The organism is Stenotrophomonas sp. TWI809 (assembly GCF_039673205.1).
Lineage (GTDB): Bacteria > Pseudomonadota > Gammaproteobacteria > Xanthomonadales > Xanthomonadaceae > Stenotrophomonas.
In genome coordinates, this window is the sequence record NZ_JBDJLE010000001.1 from 271,800 (window position 1) to 287,984 (window position 16,185).

General features: G+C 68.7%; 17 protein-coding genes. 1 reads left to right on the forward strand and 16 read right to left on the reverse strand.

The features are described from left to right. Positions 1-76: 76 nt before the first annotated feature. From ABE472_RS01190 to hisS, 15 genes are all read right to left on the reverse strand, one after another. Positions 77-808, reverse strand: a complete 732-nt coding sequence (locus ABE472_RS01190) for a copper homeostasis protein CutC (protein WP_313211786.1) — start codon at positions 806-808, stop codon at positions 77-79. Then, a complete protein-coding gene (locus ABE472_RS01195; protein ID WP_346465113.1) occupies positions 805-1,803 on the reverse strand; it encodes a N(4)-(beta-N-acetylglucosaminyl)-L-asparaginase in 999 nt (332 codons plus the stop codon). Before ABE472_RS01195 ends, ABE472_RS01190 begins: the two co-directional genes overlap by 4 nt. Before the next feature lie 33 nt (positions 1,804-1,836). Continuing rightward, complete coding sequence (locus tag ABE472_RS01200) at positions 1,837-2,838, reverse strand: glucokinase (RefSeq protein ID WP_346465115.1); 1,002 nt, start codon at positions 2,836-2,838, stop codon at positions 1,837-1,839. 145 nt (positions 2,839-2,983) lie between these two features. Further along, positions 2,984-4,582, reverse strand: coding sequence for a calcineurin-like phosphoesterase family protein (locus ABE472_RS01205; RefSeq protein WP_319623952.1), 1,599 nt, complete (start codon positions 4,580-4,582; stop codon positions 2,984-2,986). A 92-nt stretch (positions 4,583-4,674) separates the two neighbouring features. Then, a complete protein-coding gene (gene hisIE / locus ABE472_RS01210) occupies positions 4,675-5,301 on the reverse strand; it encodes a bifunctional phosphoribosyl-AMP cyclohydrolase/phosphoribosyl-ATP diphosphatase HisIE (protein WP_313219177.1) in 627 nt (208 codons plus the stop codon). 1 nt (position 5,302) lies between these two features. Then, on the reverse strand, positions 5,303-6,079 hold the full coding sequence (hisF, locus tag ABE472_RS01215; protein WP_346465117.1) for an imidazole glycerol phosphate synthase subunit HisF: 777 nt from the start codon (positions 6,077-6,079) through the stop codon (positions 5,303-5,305). Continuing rightward, positions 6,073-6,807, reverse strand: coding sequence for a 1-(5-phosphoribosyl)-5-[(5-phosphoribosylamino)methylideneamino]imidazole-4-carboxamide isomerase (hisA, locus tag ABE472_RS01220; RefSeq protein ID WP_313211796.1), 735 nt, complete (start codon positions 6,805-6,807; stop codon positions 6,073-6,075). The genes hisF and hisA overlap by 7 nt, the downstream gene beginning before the upstream one ends. Then, positions 6,804-7,406, reverse strand: a complete 603-nt coding sequence (gene hisH / locus ABE472_RS01225; RefSeq protein WP_313211798.1) for an imidazole glycerol phosphate synthase subunit HisH — start codon at positions 7,404-7,406, stop codon at positions 6,804-6,806. Before hisH ends, hisA begins: the two co-directional genes overlap by 4 nt. After that, the gene (gene hisB, locus ABE472_RS01230; protein WP_070472965.1) at positions 7,403-8,476 is read right to left on the reverse strand and encodes a bifunctional histidinol-phosphatase/imidazoleglycerol-phosphate dehydratase HisB; all 1,074 of its coding nucleotides are present in this window, start codon (positions 8,474-8,476) and stop codon (positions 7,403-7,405) included. Before hisB ends, hisH begins: the two co-directional genes overlap by 4 nt. After that, positions 8,473-9,561 carry a histidinol-phosphate transaminase gene (hisC, locus tag ABE472_RS01235; protein ID WP_346465119.1) on the reverse strand — a complete coding sequence of 363 codons (1,089 nt, stop codon included), beginning with the start codon at positions 9,559-9,561 and terminating at the stop codon, positions 8,473-8,475. Before hisC ends, hisB begins: the two co-directional genes overlap by 4 nt. Further along, entirely contained in the window at positions 9,558-10,853 is a 1,296-nt protein-coding gene (gene hisD, locus ABE472_RS01240; protein WP_346465121.1) for a histidinol dehydrogenase, read from the reverse strand. Before hisD ends, hisC begins: the two co-directional genes overlap by 4 nt. After that, positions 10,850-11,761 carry an ATP phosphoribosyltransferase gene (gene hisG / locus ABE472_RS01245; protein WP_102788409.1) on the reverse strand — a complete coding sequence of 304 codons (912 nt, stop codon included), beginning with the start codon at positions 11,759-11,761 and terminating at the stop codon, positions 10,850-10,852. Before hisG ends, hisD begins: the two co-directional genes overlap by 4 nt. Before the next feature lie 12 nt (positions 11,762-11,773). Further along, positions 11,774-12,094: a YerC/YecD family TrpR-related protein gene (locus tag ABE472_RS01250; RefSeq protein ID WP_346465123.1), complete on the reverse strand. Its 321-nt coding sequence runs from the start codon at positions 12,092-12,094 to the stop codon at positions 11,774-11,776. A gap of 170 nt (positions 12,095-12,264) precedes the next feature. Then, positions 12,265-12,558 (reverse strand): hypothetical protein, encoded by a 294-nt coding sequence (locus tag ABE472_RS01255; protein WP_314404750.1) that lies wholly within the window; start codon positions 12,556-12,558, stop codon positions 12,265-12,267. Continuing rightward, a complete protein-coding gene (hisS, locus tag ABE472_RS01260; protein WP_346465125.1) occupies positions 12,555-13,952 on the reverse strand; it encodes a histidine--tRNA ligase in 1,398 nt (465 codons plus the stop codon). The genes ABE472_RS01255 and hisS overlap by 4 nt, the downstream gene beginning before the upstream one ends. A 141-nt stretch (positions 13,953-14,093) precedes the next feature. Here hisS and ABE472_RS01265 point away from each other — a divergent pair, with 141 nt between their 5' ends. After that, complete coding sequence (locus tag ABE472_RS01265) at positions 14,094-14,855, forward strand: helix-turn-helix domain-containing protein (RefSeq protein WP_070472989.1); 762 nt, start codon at positions 14,094-14,096, stop codon at positions 14,853-14,855. A 7-nt stretch (positions 14,856-14,862) separates the two neighbouring features. Here the strand turns inward: ABE472_RS01265 and thrC are convergent, their stop codons facing one another. Continuing rightward, entirely contained in the window at positions 14,863-16,155 is a 1,293-nt protein-coding gene (gene thrC / locus ABE472_RS01270) for a threonine synthase (RefSeq protein ID WP_346465127.1), read from the reverse strand. Positions 16,156-16,185 lie beyond the last annotated feature (30 nt).

Below are 16,185 nucleotides of genomic sequence, written 5' to 3' on the forward strand. Positions count from 1 at the left end.
TCACCCGCCCCCGCCTCCGGGCGGGGCAACGGTCCTCCACGGCAGCTGCGCTTGTACAGGCGGCTGCCGTTTTTTTTTAATCCAGCGCCGCGCGCAGTGCGTTGACCTGCGCCACGTCGGTGGCGGTCCAGTCCGGTGACAGTCCCATCAGGGCGGGATTGTGGTGACGCATCGCCGAGGGCTGCGTCGTCTTCGCTGAGGCGTGAAGTTCGGTGCACCCACTGCGCTCGGCGACCTCCACGGCGTTGGCCGCCGTGATTCCCGCACCGGCCATCAGTGAGATGCGGTTGCCTGCCTGCGCCACCAGGGCGGCCAGCACATCGGCACCGGCCAGTGCACTGGCCTGCCCGCCCGAACTCAGGATGCGCTGGCAGCCCAGCGTCACGATCTGCTCCAGTGCCGCCGGCAGATCACGCGCCGCATCGAAGGCACGGTGGAAGGTGATGCCGAGTGGGCCTGCTGCGGACACCAGTTCCCGGCACAACGCCATGTCGATGCCACCGTCGGCATCCAGAGCGCCGATCACCACACCGTCGCAGCCGAGCGCACGGCAGTACGCGATATCGCGCAGCATGATCTCGGCCTCCAGCGCGGTGTAGAGGAAATCGCCGGGACGCGGCCGGATCAGCACGAACAGGGGAATCTGCAGGCGCTCACGGGCGACCGCGATGCTGCCCTGCGACGGCGTGGTGCCGCCCTCGGCGAGGTTGTCGAACAGTTCGATCCGATCCGCGCCGCCCTGCTGGGCGGCCAACGCAGAGGCCACCGAATTCGACGCGATCTCCAGCACCCGGCGCGGCGCGCTCACGTCTGTTCGCTCGTGTACACCGAAGCGGAATCGCGCAGGTCGTCCTGACGGTCCTTGTCGCAGACCGCGTAGACGAAACCGCGATGCAGCGCGTAGGCGCCGACCTCACCGTGCTTGTTCAACGCGAGGAAACACACCTGCAGGGTCTTGCTTGCCTCAGGGCGCTTGCGCACGACCCGGGCGATCGCCTCGCGGCAGGCCTCGGCCGGCGAGCGGCCCTGGCGCATCAGCTCGACCACCAGGAAGGAGGCCGCGTTGCGGATCATTTCCTCACCCACGCCCGAGGCCGTCGCCGCACCGACCTCGTTGTCCACGTACAGGCCCGCACCGATGATCGGGCTGTCGCCCACGCGGCCGTGCATCTTCCAGGCCATGCCACTGGTGGTGCAGGCACCGGCCAGACGCCCCTGGGCATCGATGGCGAGCATGCCCAGCGTGTCGTGGTTGCTGCTGTCACCGGGACGGCTGCGCCGCTCGGCATTGATCTCGGGGGTGTACTGCGCGGTCTTGAGCCACTCGCGCCAGGCCTTCTCGGCTTCCGGGGTGAGCAGCTTCCTGCGCTCGAAGCCCTGCTGCACCGCGAACTGCTGCGCGCCCTCGCCCACCAGCATCACGTGCGGGGTCTGCTCCATCACGCGACGGGCCACCGAGACAGGGTGCGCGATATCGCTGAGCGCTGCCACCGAACCGCAGCGGCCATCGCCGTCCATGATGCTGGCATCCAGGCTCAGCACACCGTCACGGTCCGGATTGCCGCAGCGCCCGACGGTGGGATTGCACAGGTCGCTCTCGGCCCAGCGCGCACCGGCTTCCACCGCATCCAGCGCGGAGCCGCCGGTTGAGAGGGTCTTCCAGGCGACCTGGTTGGCCCCTACGCCGAAATCCCAGGTGGACACCACGCGCGCACCGGAGGCGGAACGCGCCTGCAACGTCGGCAGCACGAGGGCGCCAGCGGCCAGGGCACTGGCCTGGAGAAATCGCCTGCGGTCAGTCATGGGTACGTCTCCAGTGAACGGACAAAGAGGGAATTACACGACGATACAGCGATGCTCCGCATGCCAGACCGCCGCGCCAAGAACACCGAGCTCGCCGTGGTCCACCCGCCAGATCGGCACCTGGCGCAGCACATCGTGCATCACGCCCTTGGCCAGGAACCGCGCGCGGAAACGGCCATCGCGCAGGAACCGGTCCACCCGCGTGGAGATCCCGCCGGCCAGGTAGACCGAGCGCGCACCGAAGGTCGTGGCCAGGTCGCCGGCCAGACTGCCGAGCCAGGCGCAGAACACCTCCAGCGTCTCGACCGCCACCGGATCCACGCCCTCGTGGGCGGCCGCGATCAGGGCCTCGGTGCTGGTCCAGTGCGGTGTGACCCCACGGATGTCACACAGGCAGGGATACAGGTTCATCAGCCCGCCACCGGACAGCACGCGCTCGTTGTCCACGTGCTCCCAGCGCTGCAGCAGGCGCGAGAGCACCTCCAGTTCCAGCCCGTTGCACGCGTTCAATGCGGCATGGCCGGCCTCGCTGGCCAGCACCGGCCGCTCGCCGCCCTCGAAGCGCAGCGCTGCGCCCAGGCCGGTGCCCGGGCCGAGCACCAGCGCCGGCCAGCGCGGGGTAGCATCGGCGTCCCCGTTGAGGGCCACCAGCGTGTCCGGCGCCACGTGCGGAATCGCATAGGCCACCGCTTCGAAATCGTTGATCAGCGCCAGCGACGCCAGCCCGGAATCGTGACGGGTCCGGGCGACCGAGACCGGCCACGGCAGATTGGTGTTGACCAGGTGGTCACCATCCAGCAGGCCAGCGATCGCGACCACGGCACTGTCCGGCGCTGCCGGCAGTCTGGCGATGAAAGCGGCCAGGATCGCGGCCAGGCTGGGGTGCTCGGCGCAGGTATAGCGCTGCAGGCCGCTCAGCTGTGGCGCAGCGCCCGCCCGCACGGTGGCCAACGCGACGCGGGCGAACGTGCCGCCCACATCGGCCACGATCAGCGTATCAGGGGAGGAATCCCGGTGGGCCGCGGTCCGCGCCACATCAGGTTGAGCCGGAACCGGTACCGCTGCGCTCACTCGCTTGCCTTGGTTGAATCGATTGAATCCCGGCGATTCTCAGGCATCGCCGGGGGAATGCAAAGCCGCCTGCGCCATACAGCGCCGTACTGAACCCACGGCGCCGTGATCAGGGCTTGGCGGTCTGCAGGCGGTAGCTGGTGCTGGCCGTGGCCGTCGGGCCATCGCCCTGCACGGCACGCACCTCCACCTTGTGCTCGCCTACCGGCAGGTTGGTCGGCAGCGCGCCGCGCCACAGGTGCGGCGACGGCGTGGCTTCCGGCGAGCGGTCGAAACCGCGCAGGCGCTCGGCGGTATCGTCGGCGACGTTCTCCTGCAGCAGCCGCGGATCGGGCTGCTCGACACGCTTCATCGGCTGCCAGGCGCCATCGTCCACGCGGTACTCCACCAGCGAATCGGCCTGGCCCATGAACACGTTGGCGTACACGCCCCACGCCGGATACGCGCCCTGGCGCAGCACCTTCGGCGCATGCAGGGCGATCTGGTAATCGTCCGGTGCACGCGCCACGTAATAGCGCAGGCCGTAGTCGCCACCGGGCTTGACCGACAGCACCGCATAGCCGTTCGGGGTGCCATCGCTCATGGTTGCGTCGGGGATGCCGCTGCTGTCCTTCACGCCCGACCAGAATGCCCCGCAGGCCGCGCCCACGTTGTACTCGTGCAGCGGCTTGCTGCCCTGCCAGCCTTCGGCCGCGCCGTGGTAGTAGTGTTGCTGGGTGTGGCTGTGGCCGCTGAGCACCAGCACGTTCGGAAAGTCCTTGAGCAGCGCGAACAGGCGCGTGCGATCGGCATGGCGGAACGTCTCCCGGCCGGGTGCCGCATCGAACAGAGGGATGTGCATGCCGAGCACGATCAGGCGATCACGCGGCAGGCCCTTGAGGTAATTGCCGAGGAAGGTGAACTGGTCCGCGCGCAGGCCGCCCACGTAACTCGGCTTGGCCTTGGGGTCGTAGACCACGTCATCGAGGAACACGAAACTCGCGCCCCCCTCTTCGACCGCATAGGTATCCGGGCCGTACACGGCGCGCCAGCTGTCCAGCGAGTGCGCATCGTTGCCGGCGTCCATGTCCAGGTCATGGTTGCCCGGCACGTGGAACCACGGCACCTGCAGCTGCGCGGTGACCTTGTTGATGTCCGGGTACAGGCTCAGGTCGTCATTGACGATGTCGCCCAGGGTCGTGCCCAGTCGCGCCGGGTGTTTGCCGATGATCGGCTCGACGATGGCGCGCTGGTAGTAGCCGATGTCCTGGCGGCTGGCGGTCTGCGAATCGGTGAACACCAGCATCTCGAAACCGTTGCGTGCCGCATCGGTGCCCTTGGCCGGTTCCAGCGCGAAATCCCAGTTGCGGGTGGCGCCGCCGGTGGCGCGGATGCCGTCGTACTTCAGCTTCGGCGATCCCTGCGGCGCGTAGTGGCGCCAGTACGAGGGCAACCCGTTGGCGGCGGCCGGGAAGCGGTACTCGTCGGGCTTGATCACGAACACGGTCTGGCCCTCGCGCACCGGCAGGCTGTAGCTGCCATCGGCGGCGGTGCGCACGATCCTTTCGCCGTTGGAGACCTGCACACCGGCCAGGCCGGGATCGGTCGGGCCGCGCCCGGGCTTGCCGTCGCGCTCCTGATACACCTTGCCGGTGACGGTCGTTTCAGCAGCCCAGGCAGGCGAAGTCATCAACAGCAGGCAAGCCAGCCAGGCGGCAGTACGGGTCATCGGGGGCGGTCCGGTGGGGGTGGGGAATTGTAGAGCCGCACATCATCGCCTGCACCGCGTTTCACCGACGTTAAACGATGTGCAGCCCTGCCCTACCCGGCGTGGCGCGCCGCCAGCACCGCGACCGCATCATCCAGCGACAGCCCACGCGCACGCAGCAGCACGGTCAGATGGAACAGCAGATCGGCCGACTCGCCCAGCAGCGCCTCATCGTCCTGCACCACGCCGGCCAGCGCGGTCTCCACCCCTTCCTCGCCCACCTTCTGTGCGATCCGGCGGATATCACCCTCGAACAGGGAGGTGGTGTAGCTGCCGGCCGGGCGCTGCTGTTCGCGCTCGCGCACCACGGTATCCAAGCGGCCCAGGAAGTTGCCCGGTGCCTGCGGGAAGCAGCTCTCGCTGCCGGTGTGGCAGGTCGGCCCGGCCGGGCGCGCACTCACCAGCAGGGTGTCGTTGTCGCAGTCGATCCGCACGGCGGTCACCGCCAGCACGTTGCCGGAGGATTCACCCTTGGTCCACAGCCGTTGCTTGCTGCGGCTGAAGAAGGTCATATGGCCCGTGGCCAGGGTCTGCTCCAGCGACGCCGCATTGGCATAGCCGAGCATCAGCACGCGCAACGTGTCGGTGTCCTGCACCACCACCGGCAGCAGGCCATCGCCCTTGCCCCAGTCCAGCTGCGCCAGCGCCTCGCGCGACGGCTGCACGTCAATCAAACCCACTTCAATAGACATCTCGAACCTCGATCTGCTGCTCGCGCAGGAACTGTTTGAGCGCGGGAATGGCGATGGCCCCACTGTGGAACACGCTGGCGGCCAATGCGCCGTCAACGTCGGCCTGGTCGAACACATCGGCGAAGTGCTGCATCTCGCCCGCGCCGCCGGAGGCGATCAGCGGCACCTGGCACAGCGCACGGGCCTGGCGCAGCTGGGCCACGTCATAGCCGCGACGCACGCCATCGCTGTCCATGCAGTTGAGCACGATCTCGCCGGCCCCCCGGTGCTGTGCCTCCACCACCCAGTCCAGGGTACGGACCGCCACCGCCTGGGTCTTGTCCGGATCGCCGCTGAAGCGGCGCACCCGCCATTCGCCGTCCGCCTCGCGCACCGAATCGATACCGACCACCACGCACTGGACGCCGAAGGCATCGGCCAGCTCCTCGATCAGCTCGGGCCGACCGAGGGCCGGCGAGTTGATCGAGATTTTGTCGGCGCCGGCATGCAGTACGCGCCGTGCGGTCTCCACATCGCTGATGCCGCCGGCCACGCAGAACGGAATGTCGATCAGGCGCGCGATGCGCTCGATCCAGGCCACGTCCACCGCGCGCCCTTCCGGGCTGGCGCCGATGTCGTAGAACACGAGTTCATCGGCGCCCTGGTCGCGGTAACGCATCGCCAGCTCGGCGATATCGCCCATGTCCACGTGATCGCGGAAGCGCACGCCCTTGACCACGCGACCATCGCGCACATCCAGGCACGGAATCAGGCGACGGCTCAACATGCCAGCGCTCCTTCCAGGGTCATGCGCCCCTCCAGCAATGCCTTGCCGAGGATCGCCCCGCCGCAGCCGACCGCCTTGGCCTGGGCGACATCGTCGGCATCACGCACGCCGCCAGAGGCCTGCACCGCCACGCCGGGAAGCAGTGTGGCCAGATGCTGGTAGAGATCGATGTTCGGCCCGGACAGCATGCCGTCGCGCGCGATATCCGTGCACAGCAGGTGCTGCATGCCGGCCTCGGCGTAGCGCTGGGCCAACACGTCCAGCGTGTCCTCGGCGGTCTCGGTCCAGCCATGCACCGGTAGCAGCCAGCGGCCATCCTCGGCCTGGCGCGCGTCAAGCGCGATGGTCAGCCGGTCCGGGCCGAACTCGCGCAGCCAGCCGATCACCGTCGCCGGTTCGCGCACCGACACCGAGCCGACCACCACGCGGGTGGCACCGGCGTCGAGGATGCGCGCGACGTCATCGCGCGAGCGCACACCGCCGCCGGTCTGCACCTTCAGGCCGGTCTGCGACGCGATCGAGGAGAGCAGCGGTGCCAGCGTGTAACCACCGGCACGGGCCGCATCCAGATCCACCAGGTGCATCCAGCCCGCGCCCGCCGCGGCAAAGGCCTGCGCGCGCGGCAGCGGGTCATCGCCGTAGGTGGTCTGTTGCGCGTAGTCACCCTGCAGCAGCCGTACCACGCGGCCTTCGCGGATATCCAGGGCGGGATAGACGATGAAACTCATGTCGGTTCGTTCTCGATGAAATTGCGCAGGATGCGCGCGCCGGTATCGGCCGAGCGCTCCGGGTGGAACTGGGCGCCACTGTGCCGGCCGCGCTGCACGACGGCCGCGAACAGCCCGCCGTGATCGCACGCCGCCACGGTGTCTTCGCCCAGGGGGGCGGCGTAGCTGTGGACGAAGTACGCGCTGGCCCGGGCCGGCACGCCCGCCAGCAGCGGCGACGCGCGCAGGGGCAGCAGCCGGTTCCAGCCCATGTGCGGCACACGGATGCCGGTGGCAGGACGCAGGTGGCGAACGACCCCGGGCAACAGGCCCAGGCATTCGACATGGCCCTCTTCAGAGCCATCGAACAGCAGTTGCATGCCCAGGCAGATCCCAAGCAGCGGTACCTGCAGCTCGCGCAGCGGCTGCACCAGACCCTGCGCATGCAGACGCGCCATGCCGTGCGGGGCCGCGCCGACGCCGGGCAGGATCACCCGCGAGACACCTTCGAGCCCCTGCGCATCGCGCACCAGCCGCACCTGCACGCCCAGCCGTTCCAGCGCATAGCGGACCGAACCGAGGTTGGCTCCACCCGCATCGATCAGCGCAACCTCGGTCACAGTGCCCCCTTGGTGCTCGGCAGCGCGGTGCCCTGCCGCGGCAAGGCCTGGCGCAGCGCGCGCGCCAGCGCCTTGAAGCAGGCCTCGACCTTGTGGTGGTCGTTGTCGCCGCGCACGCTCAGGTGCAGATTCAACCCGGCCGCATCACACAGCGAGCGGAAGAAGTGCGGCACCAGCTCAGTCGGCATGTCACCCACGCGCTCGCGCTTGAACTCGCCTTCGAACACGAAATACGGGCGGCCGCTGAAATCCAGCGCGGCACTGGCCAGGGTCTCGTCCATCGGCAGGGTGAAGCCGTAACGGCCGATGCCACGCTTGTCGCCGAGTGCCTCGCGCAGGGCCTGGCCCAGCGCCAGGCCGGTGTCTTCAATGGTGTGGTGCTCATCGATGTGCAGGTCGCCCTCGGCCTGCACACTCAGCGCGAAGCCGCCGTGCTTGCCGATCTGCTCCAGCATGTGATCGAAGAACGGCAGCCCGGTGTGGGTCTGCGGCTCGGCGGTGCGGTCCAGATCGACGTCAACCCGGATCTTCGTTTCCTTGGTATTGCGCTGCACGGTGGCGCGGCGCGGCGCATCGGCCAGCTCATGCGCGATCGAGGTCCAGTCCCAGTCGCCGCCGAACTGCTCGGTGCGCAGCTGGAAACCGCGGATCTTCATGTTCTCGGCGAACTGGATATCGGTCAGGCGGTCGCCCACCATCGCCGAGCGTGCCCAGTCGATGCTGCGGTCCTGCAGATACGGCAGCATCAGGCCGATGCCCGGCTTGCGGGTCGGTGCGTTGTCCTGCGGCCAGGTGCCGTCGATCAGTACGTCACGGAAGGTGATGCCCTGGCTGGCGAAGATCTGCAGCATCAGGTCGTTGGGGCCATCGAAGCTGGCCTGCGGATAGCCTTCGCTGCCCAGGCCATCCTGGTTGCTGACGATCACGAACTGATAGCCCGCATCGCGCAGCTTGAGCATCGCCGGGATCACATCGCGCACGAAGCGCAGCTTCTCGTAGGCGTCGATCTGGAAATCGGCGGGCTCTTCGATCAGGGTGCCGTCGCGGTCGACGAACAGAATCGGGGTCATGCGGCAGCCCTCCGGGCCATCAGGGCGGCGAGTACGCGGTCGTTCTGTTCCGGACTGCCGAGGGTGATGCGCAGTGCATCGGCCAGCTGCGGCGCGGCACGCTGGTCACGCACCACCACGCCGGCCGCGAGCAGCGCATCAAACGCGCCTTGGGCGTCGGCAAAACGGACCAGCAGGTAGTTGCCCTGCGAGGGATAGACACGCAACACACCGGGCAACGCGGCCAGGCCGGACTGCAGGCGGGTACGTTCGGCTTTGATCTGTGCGATGCGCTGGGTGGTGACGGCCAGACTCTCGGCGCCGAGACCGGCCAATGCCAACTCGGCACAGGGCGCGGGTACCGGGTACGGCGCCTGGCAGCGGCGCAGCAGCTGGATCAGCGCGGCATCGGCGATCAGTGTGCCAATGCGAGCGGCCGCCAGCGCATGCGCCTTGGACAGCGTGCGCAGCACGGCGATGTTCTCGTAACGGCTCAACAGCGTGGTCGCGGACGGCTGCTCGGCATACTCCCCGTAGGCCTCATCCACCACCACCAGCGCCCTGCCCTGCAATGCCGTGGCCACCCGCTCGATCTCGGCCAGGCTGATCACACTGCCCGCGGGATTGGACGGCGAGCACAGGAACACCAGCTTGGCGTTGCCCGACAGCGCCGCGGCAATGACGGCATCGATATCGGCGACCAGCGCATCGCCCTGATCGACCAGCGGCACCTCGATCAACGGCGCGTTCTGCAGGCGCGCGCAGACGGCATACATGCCGAACACCGGCGGCGTGGTCACCACCGCATCGCGGCCCGGCTCGCACAGCACGCGTACCAGCAGATCGATGGCCTCGTCGCTGCCGCGGCCGATCAGCAGTTGTTCGGACGAGCAGCCGTACAGCTCGGCCAGCCGATCACGCAGCGCCGCTGGCTGCGGGTCGGGATAGCGGCGCGCGCCACCGGCGACGTCGGCCGGATTGGCCCAGGCCGATTCATTCGCGTTGAGCCAGACATCCCCGACCAGCGCACTGCTGCGCGCCGAGGAATAGCCGGCAAACGCCTGCAGGTCGGCACGGGCCAGGGACAGGATGGAGGCAGTGCTCATGCGGCCGCCTCCATGCGCAGGGTCACCGCGTTTTCGTGGGCGTCCAGGCCTTCGGCGCGGGCCAGCACGCGGGCACACTCGCCGATCGCCGCGATGCCAGCGGCCGTGGCCGACTGCACGCTGATCAGGTTCTGGAAGCTGGCCACGCTGACGCCGCTGTAGGCGCGGGCAGCGCCGGCGGTCGGCAGCACGTGGTTGGTGCCACTGCAGTAATCGCCGAGCGCTTCGGGGGTGTAGTCGCCCAGGAACACCGACCCGGCCGCGTCAACCTTGTCCAACCACGCGCGCGGCTCGCGCAGCGCCAGGATCAGGTGCTCCGGCGCATACCGGTTGCTGATCGCGAAGGCGTCGTCCAGCGAATCGACCAGGATCAGGCGCGAGGACGCCAGCGCCTGCGCGGCGATTTCCGCACGCGACAGCTGCGCCAGCTGCGCTTCAACCGCCGCCTCGACCCGGTCCACCATCGCCGCGTCGTCGGTCAGCAGCAGTACCTGCGAATCCGGGCCGTGCTCGGCCTGCGAGAGCAGATCGGCGGCGACGAACGCCGGCGTGGCACCGGCATCGGCAATCACCAGCACTTCGGACGGCCCGGCCGGCATGTCGATCGCCGCGGCACCGTCCTGGGCGACCTGCTGCTTGGCTTCGGTCACGTAACTATTGCCCGGGCCATAGAGCTTGTCGCACGCCGGCACGCTGTCAGTGCCATACGCCATCGCCGCGATCGCCTGGGCACCGCCCAGCTTGAACACGCGGTGCACGCCGGTCAGGCGTGCGGCCACCAGCACGGCCGGATCGGCACTGCCGTCCTTGCGTGGCGGCGTGCACAACACGACTTCCCGGCAGCCGGCCAGCTGTGCGGGCACCCCCAGCATCAGCGCGGTGGACGGCAACGGCGCGCTGCCGGCCGGCACATACAGACCCACCCGACCGATCGGCCGCACCACGCGTTCGCAACGCACGCCGGGCGCGGTCTCGACCGCATAGCCCTGGGTCATTCCGGCCTGGTGGAAGGTACGGATGCGCGCGGCCGCATCGATCATCGCCTGGCGCAGCTCGGCCGAGACGGCCTGCTCGGCGGCGGCGAACTCCGCCTCGCTGACCTCGAAGGTCGCCGGTGCCACGCCGTCGAAGCGCAGGGTGATCTCACGCAGTGCGGCATCACCGCCCTGGCGCACTGCCGCGATCAACGCGGCAACGGACTCACGGGTGCGCGCCGCCACGGCCTGGACCGGGCGTTGCAGCGCCTGCGCCTGGGCGCCGGCATCCAATTGGGACCACGTCAAACGATTCATGCCAGCGACCGCTCCACACTCAATACCATCAAGCCCTGCGCACCCGCGCGCTCCAGGTCCTCCAACCGCTGCCAGGTCAACGCACCGTGGCACATGGTCTGCAAGCGCAGGTGGCCGCCGTCATCGGGCAACTGCACCAGCGGATCGGCGTCGGGCAGCAGGCGGGTCAACTCGGAGACCCGGTCCAGCGCGGCGCGGAACATCAGCAGCTTGCTGTCCTGCACGTTCACCACGCCATCAAGGCGACGCAGCAGCATCGCCATCAGACCGGCGCGGGCGTCATCAGGCGTGCGGACCGGGCCGGCCAGCACCGCCTCGCTTTCCAGCAGGGTTTCGACCGGCTTGAGCTGGTTGGCGGCCAGGGTGGCGCCGCTGGACACCAGATCGCAGATCAGGTCGGCGGTGCCCAGGCGCGGGGCGATTTCGACCGAACCCGACAGCTCGACCACCTGGGCATCCACGCCGCGCGCGGCCAGCCAGTCGGCCAGGATCGCGGGGTAGCTGGTGGCGATGCGCTTGCCGGCCAGCTGCTCCACGCCCGTCCATTCCCACTCCTCCGGCACCGCCAGCATCAGCCGGCACTGGCCGAAGTTCAGCCCGCGCAGCGCCTGGTAGGCATCCGGCAGGCCGATCCGGCGGCGGGCGGCGCCCTGCTCGTCCAGCTCGTTGCGGCCGACGATGCCGAAATCGCAGACGCCATCGGCGATCAGGCCAGGGATGTCGTCATCGCGGACCAGCAGCAGGTCCACCGGCAGCGACTCGCCGTAGCAGAACAGCTTGTCGCGGCTCTGCCGCCAGCTCAGCCCGCAGGCGGTCAGCAGGCTGCGGGCGGGCTCGGCCAGCCGCCCGTTCTTCTGGATGGCGATACGCAGCCGGTCACGTGCCGGGGCGGTCTGGGTTGCACTCATGGGGAGGCTCACTTACTCGGATTCGGGGGAAGACGGCGTGGCGGCAATGGCGGCGGCATAGCCGCCGTGGCCATGCTCCAGCGAACGCGCCACGCGCCCGGTGGTGGTCACGCTGACGCCGGTCAGTTCGTGGATTTCGCGATACGGCACGCCGTGCTGCAGCAGCGGCACTACCTTCCAGCGGTCCGACAGCGCCTCCAGCTCCGCCGGGGTGCACAGGTCGCGCAGGAACGCGGTGACCTGTTCGGCGCTGGACAGCGCGGCGAAGGCCGCAGCCAGGCAGGCCAGATCGGCCTGGGCGTCTTTTTCTCGGGGGGCGGGGCGTAGTTTCATCGTATCAATGTAATAGCGTGCTATTACATTAGCGCAAACGAAGCTCCAGGGTCAAACCGGGTGGCTACTCGGATCAGGTTGGTTCAGGGGCGGGAACGAAAAACGCCCGCGGAGCGGGCGTTTGTTGTGGGTATCGGGCATTCAACGGCGTACCGACCAACGGTCGGTACCTACCGGCACGTTACCTCGGCGCGGAGGGCGCCGCTGCGCAGGCACTCGCCGAACAGGCTGCCCTGGCGGCTCGGGATGGACTGGACGGCCTGCAGCTCCCCTGCCCCGTCCGGGCACTTCTTCCCGGCCAATCCGCGCAGGTCACGCTGCAGCTGCTCCCGGTCGATCACGTGGCAGCGGTCGACCGTCAGCCGGTACTGGCCCGGACCGATCCGCTGGCCATGCAGCGCAGGATCGGTCCGGCACGCGGTCAGCAGGAGCAGCAGCGTTGCCGCCACCCCCAGCCGCCTCACGGCATGACCTTGGCCTGCTCCAGTTCCACCTGCAGGGTGCTGGCCAGTTCCTCGCGCGAGACCTCGAACTGCTGCTCGCGCAGCAGATCCTTGACCGCGACCACGCCACGCGCCAGCTCGTCGTCACCGGCCAGCACGACGAAACGAATGCCGGCCTTGGCCGCGTACTGGAACTGCTTGCCGATCTTCTTCGGCTCCATCTGCACTTCGGCGTTGATGCCACCGGCGCGCAGGCGGCGGGCGATATCCAGCGACTGCGGCAGGCTGGCGTCGTCCATCAGCGCCACCAGCGCGTGCACGCTGCTGTCTTCAATCCCGGCGATCAGGCCGGCTTCGCGCAGCTGCCAGAACAGACGGGTCAGGCCGATGGAAATGCCCACGCCCGGCAGCCTGGACTTGCTGTAGTGGCTGGCCAGGTCTTCGTAACGGCCACCGGAGCAGATCGAGCCGATCTGCGGGTGGTCGGTCAGCGTGGTTTCGTACACGGTGCCGGTGTAGTAATCCAGGCCGCGCGCGATGGAGAAGTTCAGGCAGTACGCGGTTTCCGGCACGCCCAGCGCCTTGACCAGCTCCAGCACTTCGCGCAATTCGGCCACGCCCACCTTCAGCGTCTCGCTGGCAGCCGGATCGGCCAGCAGCGCGTCCAGCTGCGCCAACGCGTCGGCGTGGCTGCTGGAGCGGACCGCCACGAAGGCCAGGATCCGCTCGACCTGCTCGGCCGGGATCTCAAAGCCTTCGCCCACCAGCGTCTCGCGCACGTAGTCGGGGCCGCGCTTGTCCAGCTTGTCCACTTCGCGCAGCACCGCCAGCTGGCGCTCGCCATCAGCCACGCCCAGGCTTTCAAAGAAGCCGCGCAGCAGCTTGCGGTTGTTGAGCTGGATACTAAAGGCGCCGATGCTGAGCTCGGCGAAGACCGCATGGATCACCGCCAGGACTTCGGCGTCATAGCGGATGCTCAGCGCATCCTTGCCGATCACATCGATGTCGCACTGGTAGAACTCGCGGAAGCGACCGCGCTGGGCACGCTCGCCGCGGTACACGCGCTGCATCTGGTAACGACGGAACGGGAAGGTCAGGTCGTGCTCGTGCTCGGCCACGTAGCGGGCCAGCGGCACGGTCAGGTCGAAGCGCAGGGCCAGCTCGGGCAGCGTTTTGTCGCCGGCTTCGGCCGCGTTGGCCAATGCGCCGGTGGACTGCACGAAATACACCTGGCGCTCGGTTTCACCGCCGGACTTGGTCAGCAGCACATCGGACAGCTCGAACACCGGGGTTTCCACCGGCAGGAACCCGAACCGCTCGTAGTTGCGGCGGATGACGTCCAGCATGCGCTGGAACGCGATCTGCTCACGCGGCAGCAATTCCATGATGCCGGGCGGCGTACGGGGCTTGATCACTTGCGGGACTCCTGCGGAAACGGGGGGATGAGCGAGCGGCATATTCTAGCCGCAGCCAGCGCAACGAGCCGCATCCGGGCATCGGGACCGGGCCAATGGCGGCATGACGTATCATAGGCAGGTCCCGCTTGCTGACCTGACATGACCCGGCCCCACTCCGGTACCGCGCTTTCCGCTGTTGAAGACACCGCCGCCCCCGGTTGCTCGCCGCTGCGCGACTGCCTGCATTGCTCGGTACGGCACCTGGCGGTCTGCTCGGCGCTGTCGCCGGATGAAGTGCAGGCGCTGGAGCGGGTCACCGTGTCCCAGGCACTGCCGCTGGGGTCCACCCTGGCCCGTGCGGGTGAGCCGCGCCAACATGTCTATACGATTACCGCCGGTGCGCTGCGCCTGGTCCGCACGCTGGCCGATGGCCGCCGCCAGATCAGCGGCTTCGTACTGCCCGGCGACTTCCTGGGCTTGAGCGGCAGCGATCACCACCGCTATGACATCGAGGCCATCGCCGACAGCCGGGTCTGCCGCGTGGCCCTGCCGCAGATGAAGGACCTGCGCTCGCGCTTCCCGCACCTGGAGCGCAAGCTGCTGCAACGCGCCTGCCAGGAGCTGGATGCCGCGCAGGATGCCGCCATGGCGCTGGGCCGGCTGCAGCCGGCCGAGAAGGTCGCCGATTTCCTGCTGCGCCTGGCCGCGCGCGAAGCGCTGCTCGGTGAGCCGGGCCTGCGCGTGACCCTGCCGATGGGCCGCGGCGACATCGCCGACCATCTCGGCCTGACCATGGAAACCGTCAGCCGCACCTTCACCAAGCTGCGCCAGCAGGGCCTGATCGCCCTGCCCCATCTGAACACCGTCGAGATCCTGGACGAAGCCGGCCTGCAGAAGCTGTCGGCCGACGAGTCGTACTGACCCCGCCTCACCCGCGCAACAGCACCTCACGCAGCGCCCCATACTCCGGTGCGCACGCTTCGGCCTGCGCGGGCCGCTCCAGCAGCGCGGCCAAGGCCGGCGGCACGTCCAGCACCTGCCCGATCAACGGCTCCACCACCGATTCGAACTTGGCCGGGTGCGCAGTCGCCGCCACCGCCCAATGCCCCTGTGCGCCCGCGGCCCGCAGGTGCTCCAGGCGCGCCACCGCCGTCGCCGTATGCGGGCAAAACACCTCGCCATGCAGGTCATGGCGCCGCTTGATCACTTCGCGGATCGCCGCATCATCCACGGCCTCGGCCGTGAACGCGCCTCGCAGTGCCACGTCATCGTCGTTGTAGAGCCAGCGCAGCCGCTCGAAATTGCTGGGCGCCCCCACGTCCATCGCGTTGGCAATCGTCGCCACGCTGGTTTGTGCCTGGTAGGCCTCGCCATGGAAATAGCGCGGCAACACCTCATTGGCATTGGTCGCCAGCGCGATCTTCCCCAGCGGCAGGCCCATCGCCCGCGCCAGGATCGCCGCCATCGCATTGCCCAGGTTGCCGGTCGGAATCACCAGATTGAGCACGTGGCCGGTCTGCGCCTGATGCACCAGGGCCGCATGGGCGTAATAGCTCATCTGCGGCAGCCAGCGACCCAGGCTGATGCTGTTGGCCGAGCTCAACGGCACTGCGTGCTGCAGCTCGCGATCGCCCAGCGCCTGTTTCACCATCGCCTGGCAATCGTCGAACGACCCGGCGACGCGCAGTGTGTGGATGTTGTCGCCGAAGCACCCCAGCTGATGCGCCTGGCGCGGCGAGACGCGGCCATCCGGGTACAGCACCACGACGCGGATCCCCGGCTGCCGATGAAAGGCCGCGGCAACGGCCGCCCCGGTATCGCCCGAGGTCGCCACCACGATCGTCAACGGTCGCTCACGGCCCTGCTGCAGGCGGGCAAGACACGCCGCGAGAAAGCGCGCACCGAAATCCTTGAATGCCGCCGTCGGGCCATGGAACAACTCCAGCACATGATCATCAGCGGTCGCCAGGGGGCGCAGTGGCGCATCGAAATCGAAGGCCTGCTCGCACAGTTCGGGCAGTGCTCTCTCCAGGGCATCGTCATGGAAATACGGGGCCAGTACCGCCGCGGCGGTCTGCGCGAAGGAACCCTGCGCTGACCAGCTCTGCAGTTGCGGGCGGTGTTCGGGAACGTACAGACCACCATCCGGGGCAAGGCCGGCGGCGAGCGCCTGGCTGAGCGAGGCGGCGGGCGCGGCGTGACGCGTGGAAACGAACTTCATCGGATATCCCAAAGTAGAAAGAGTGGACGT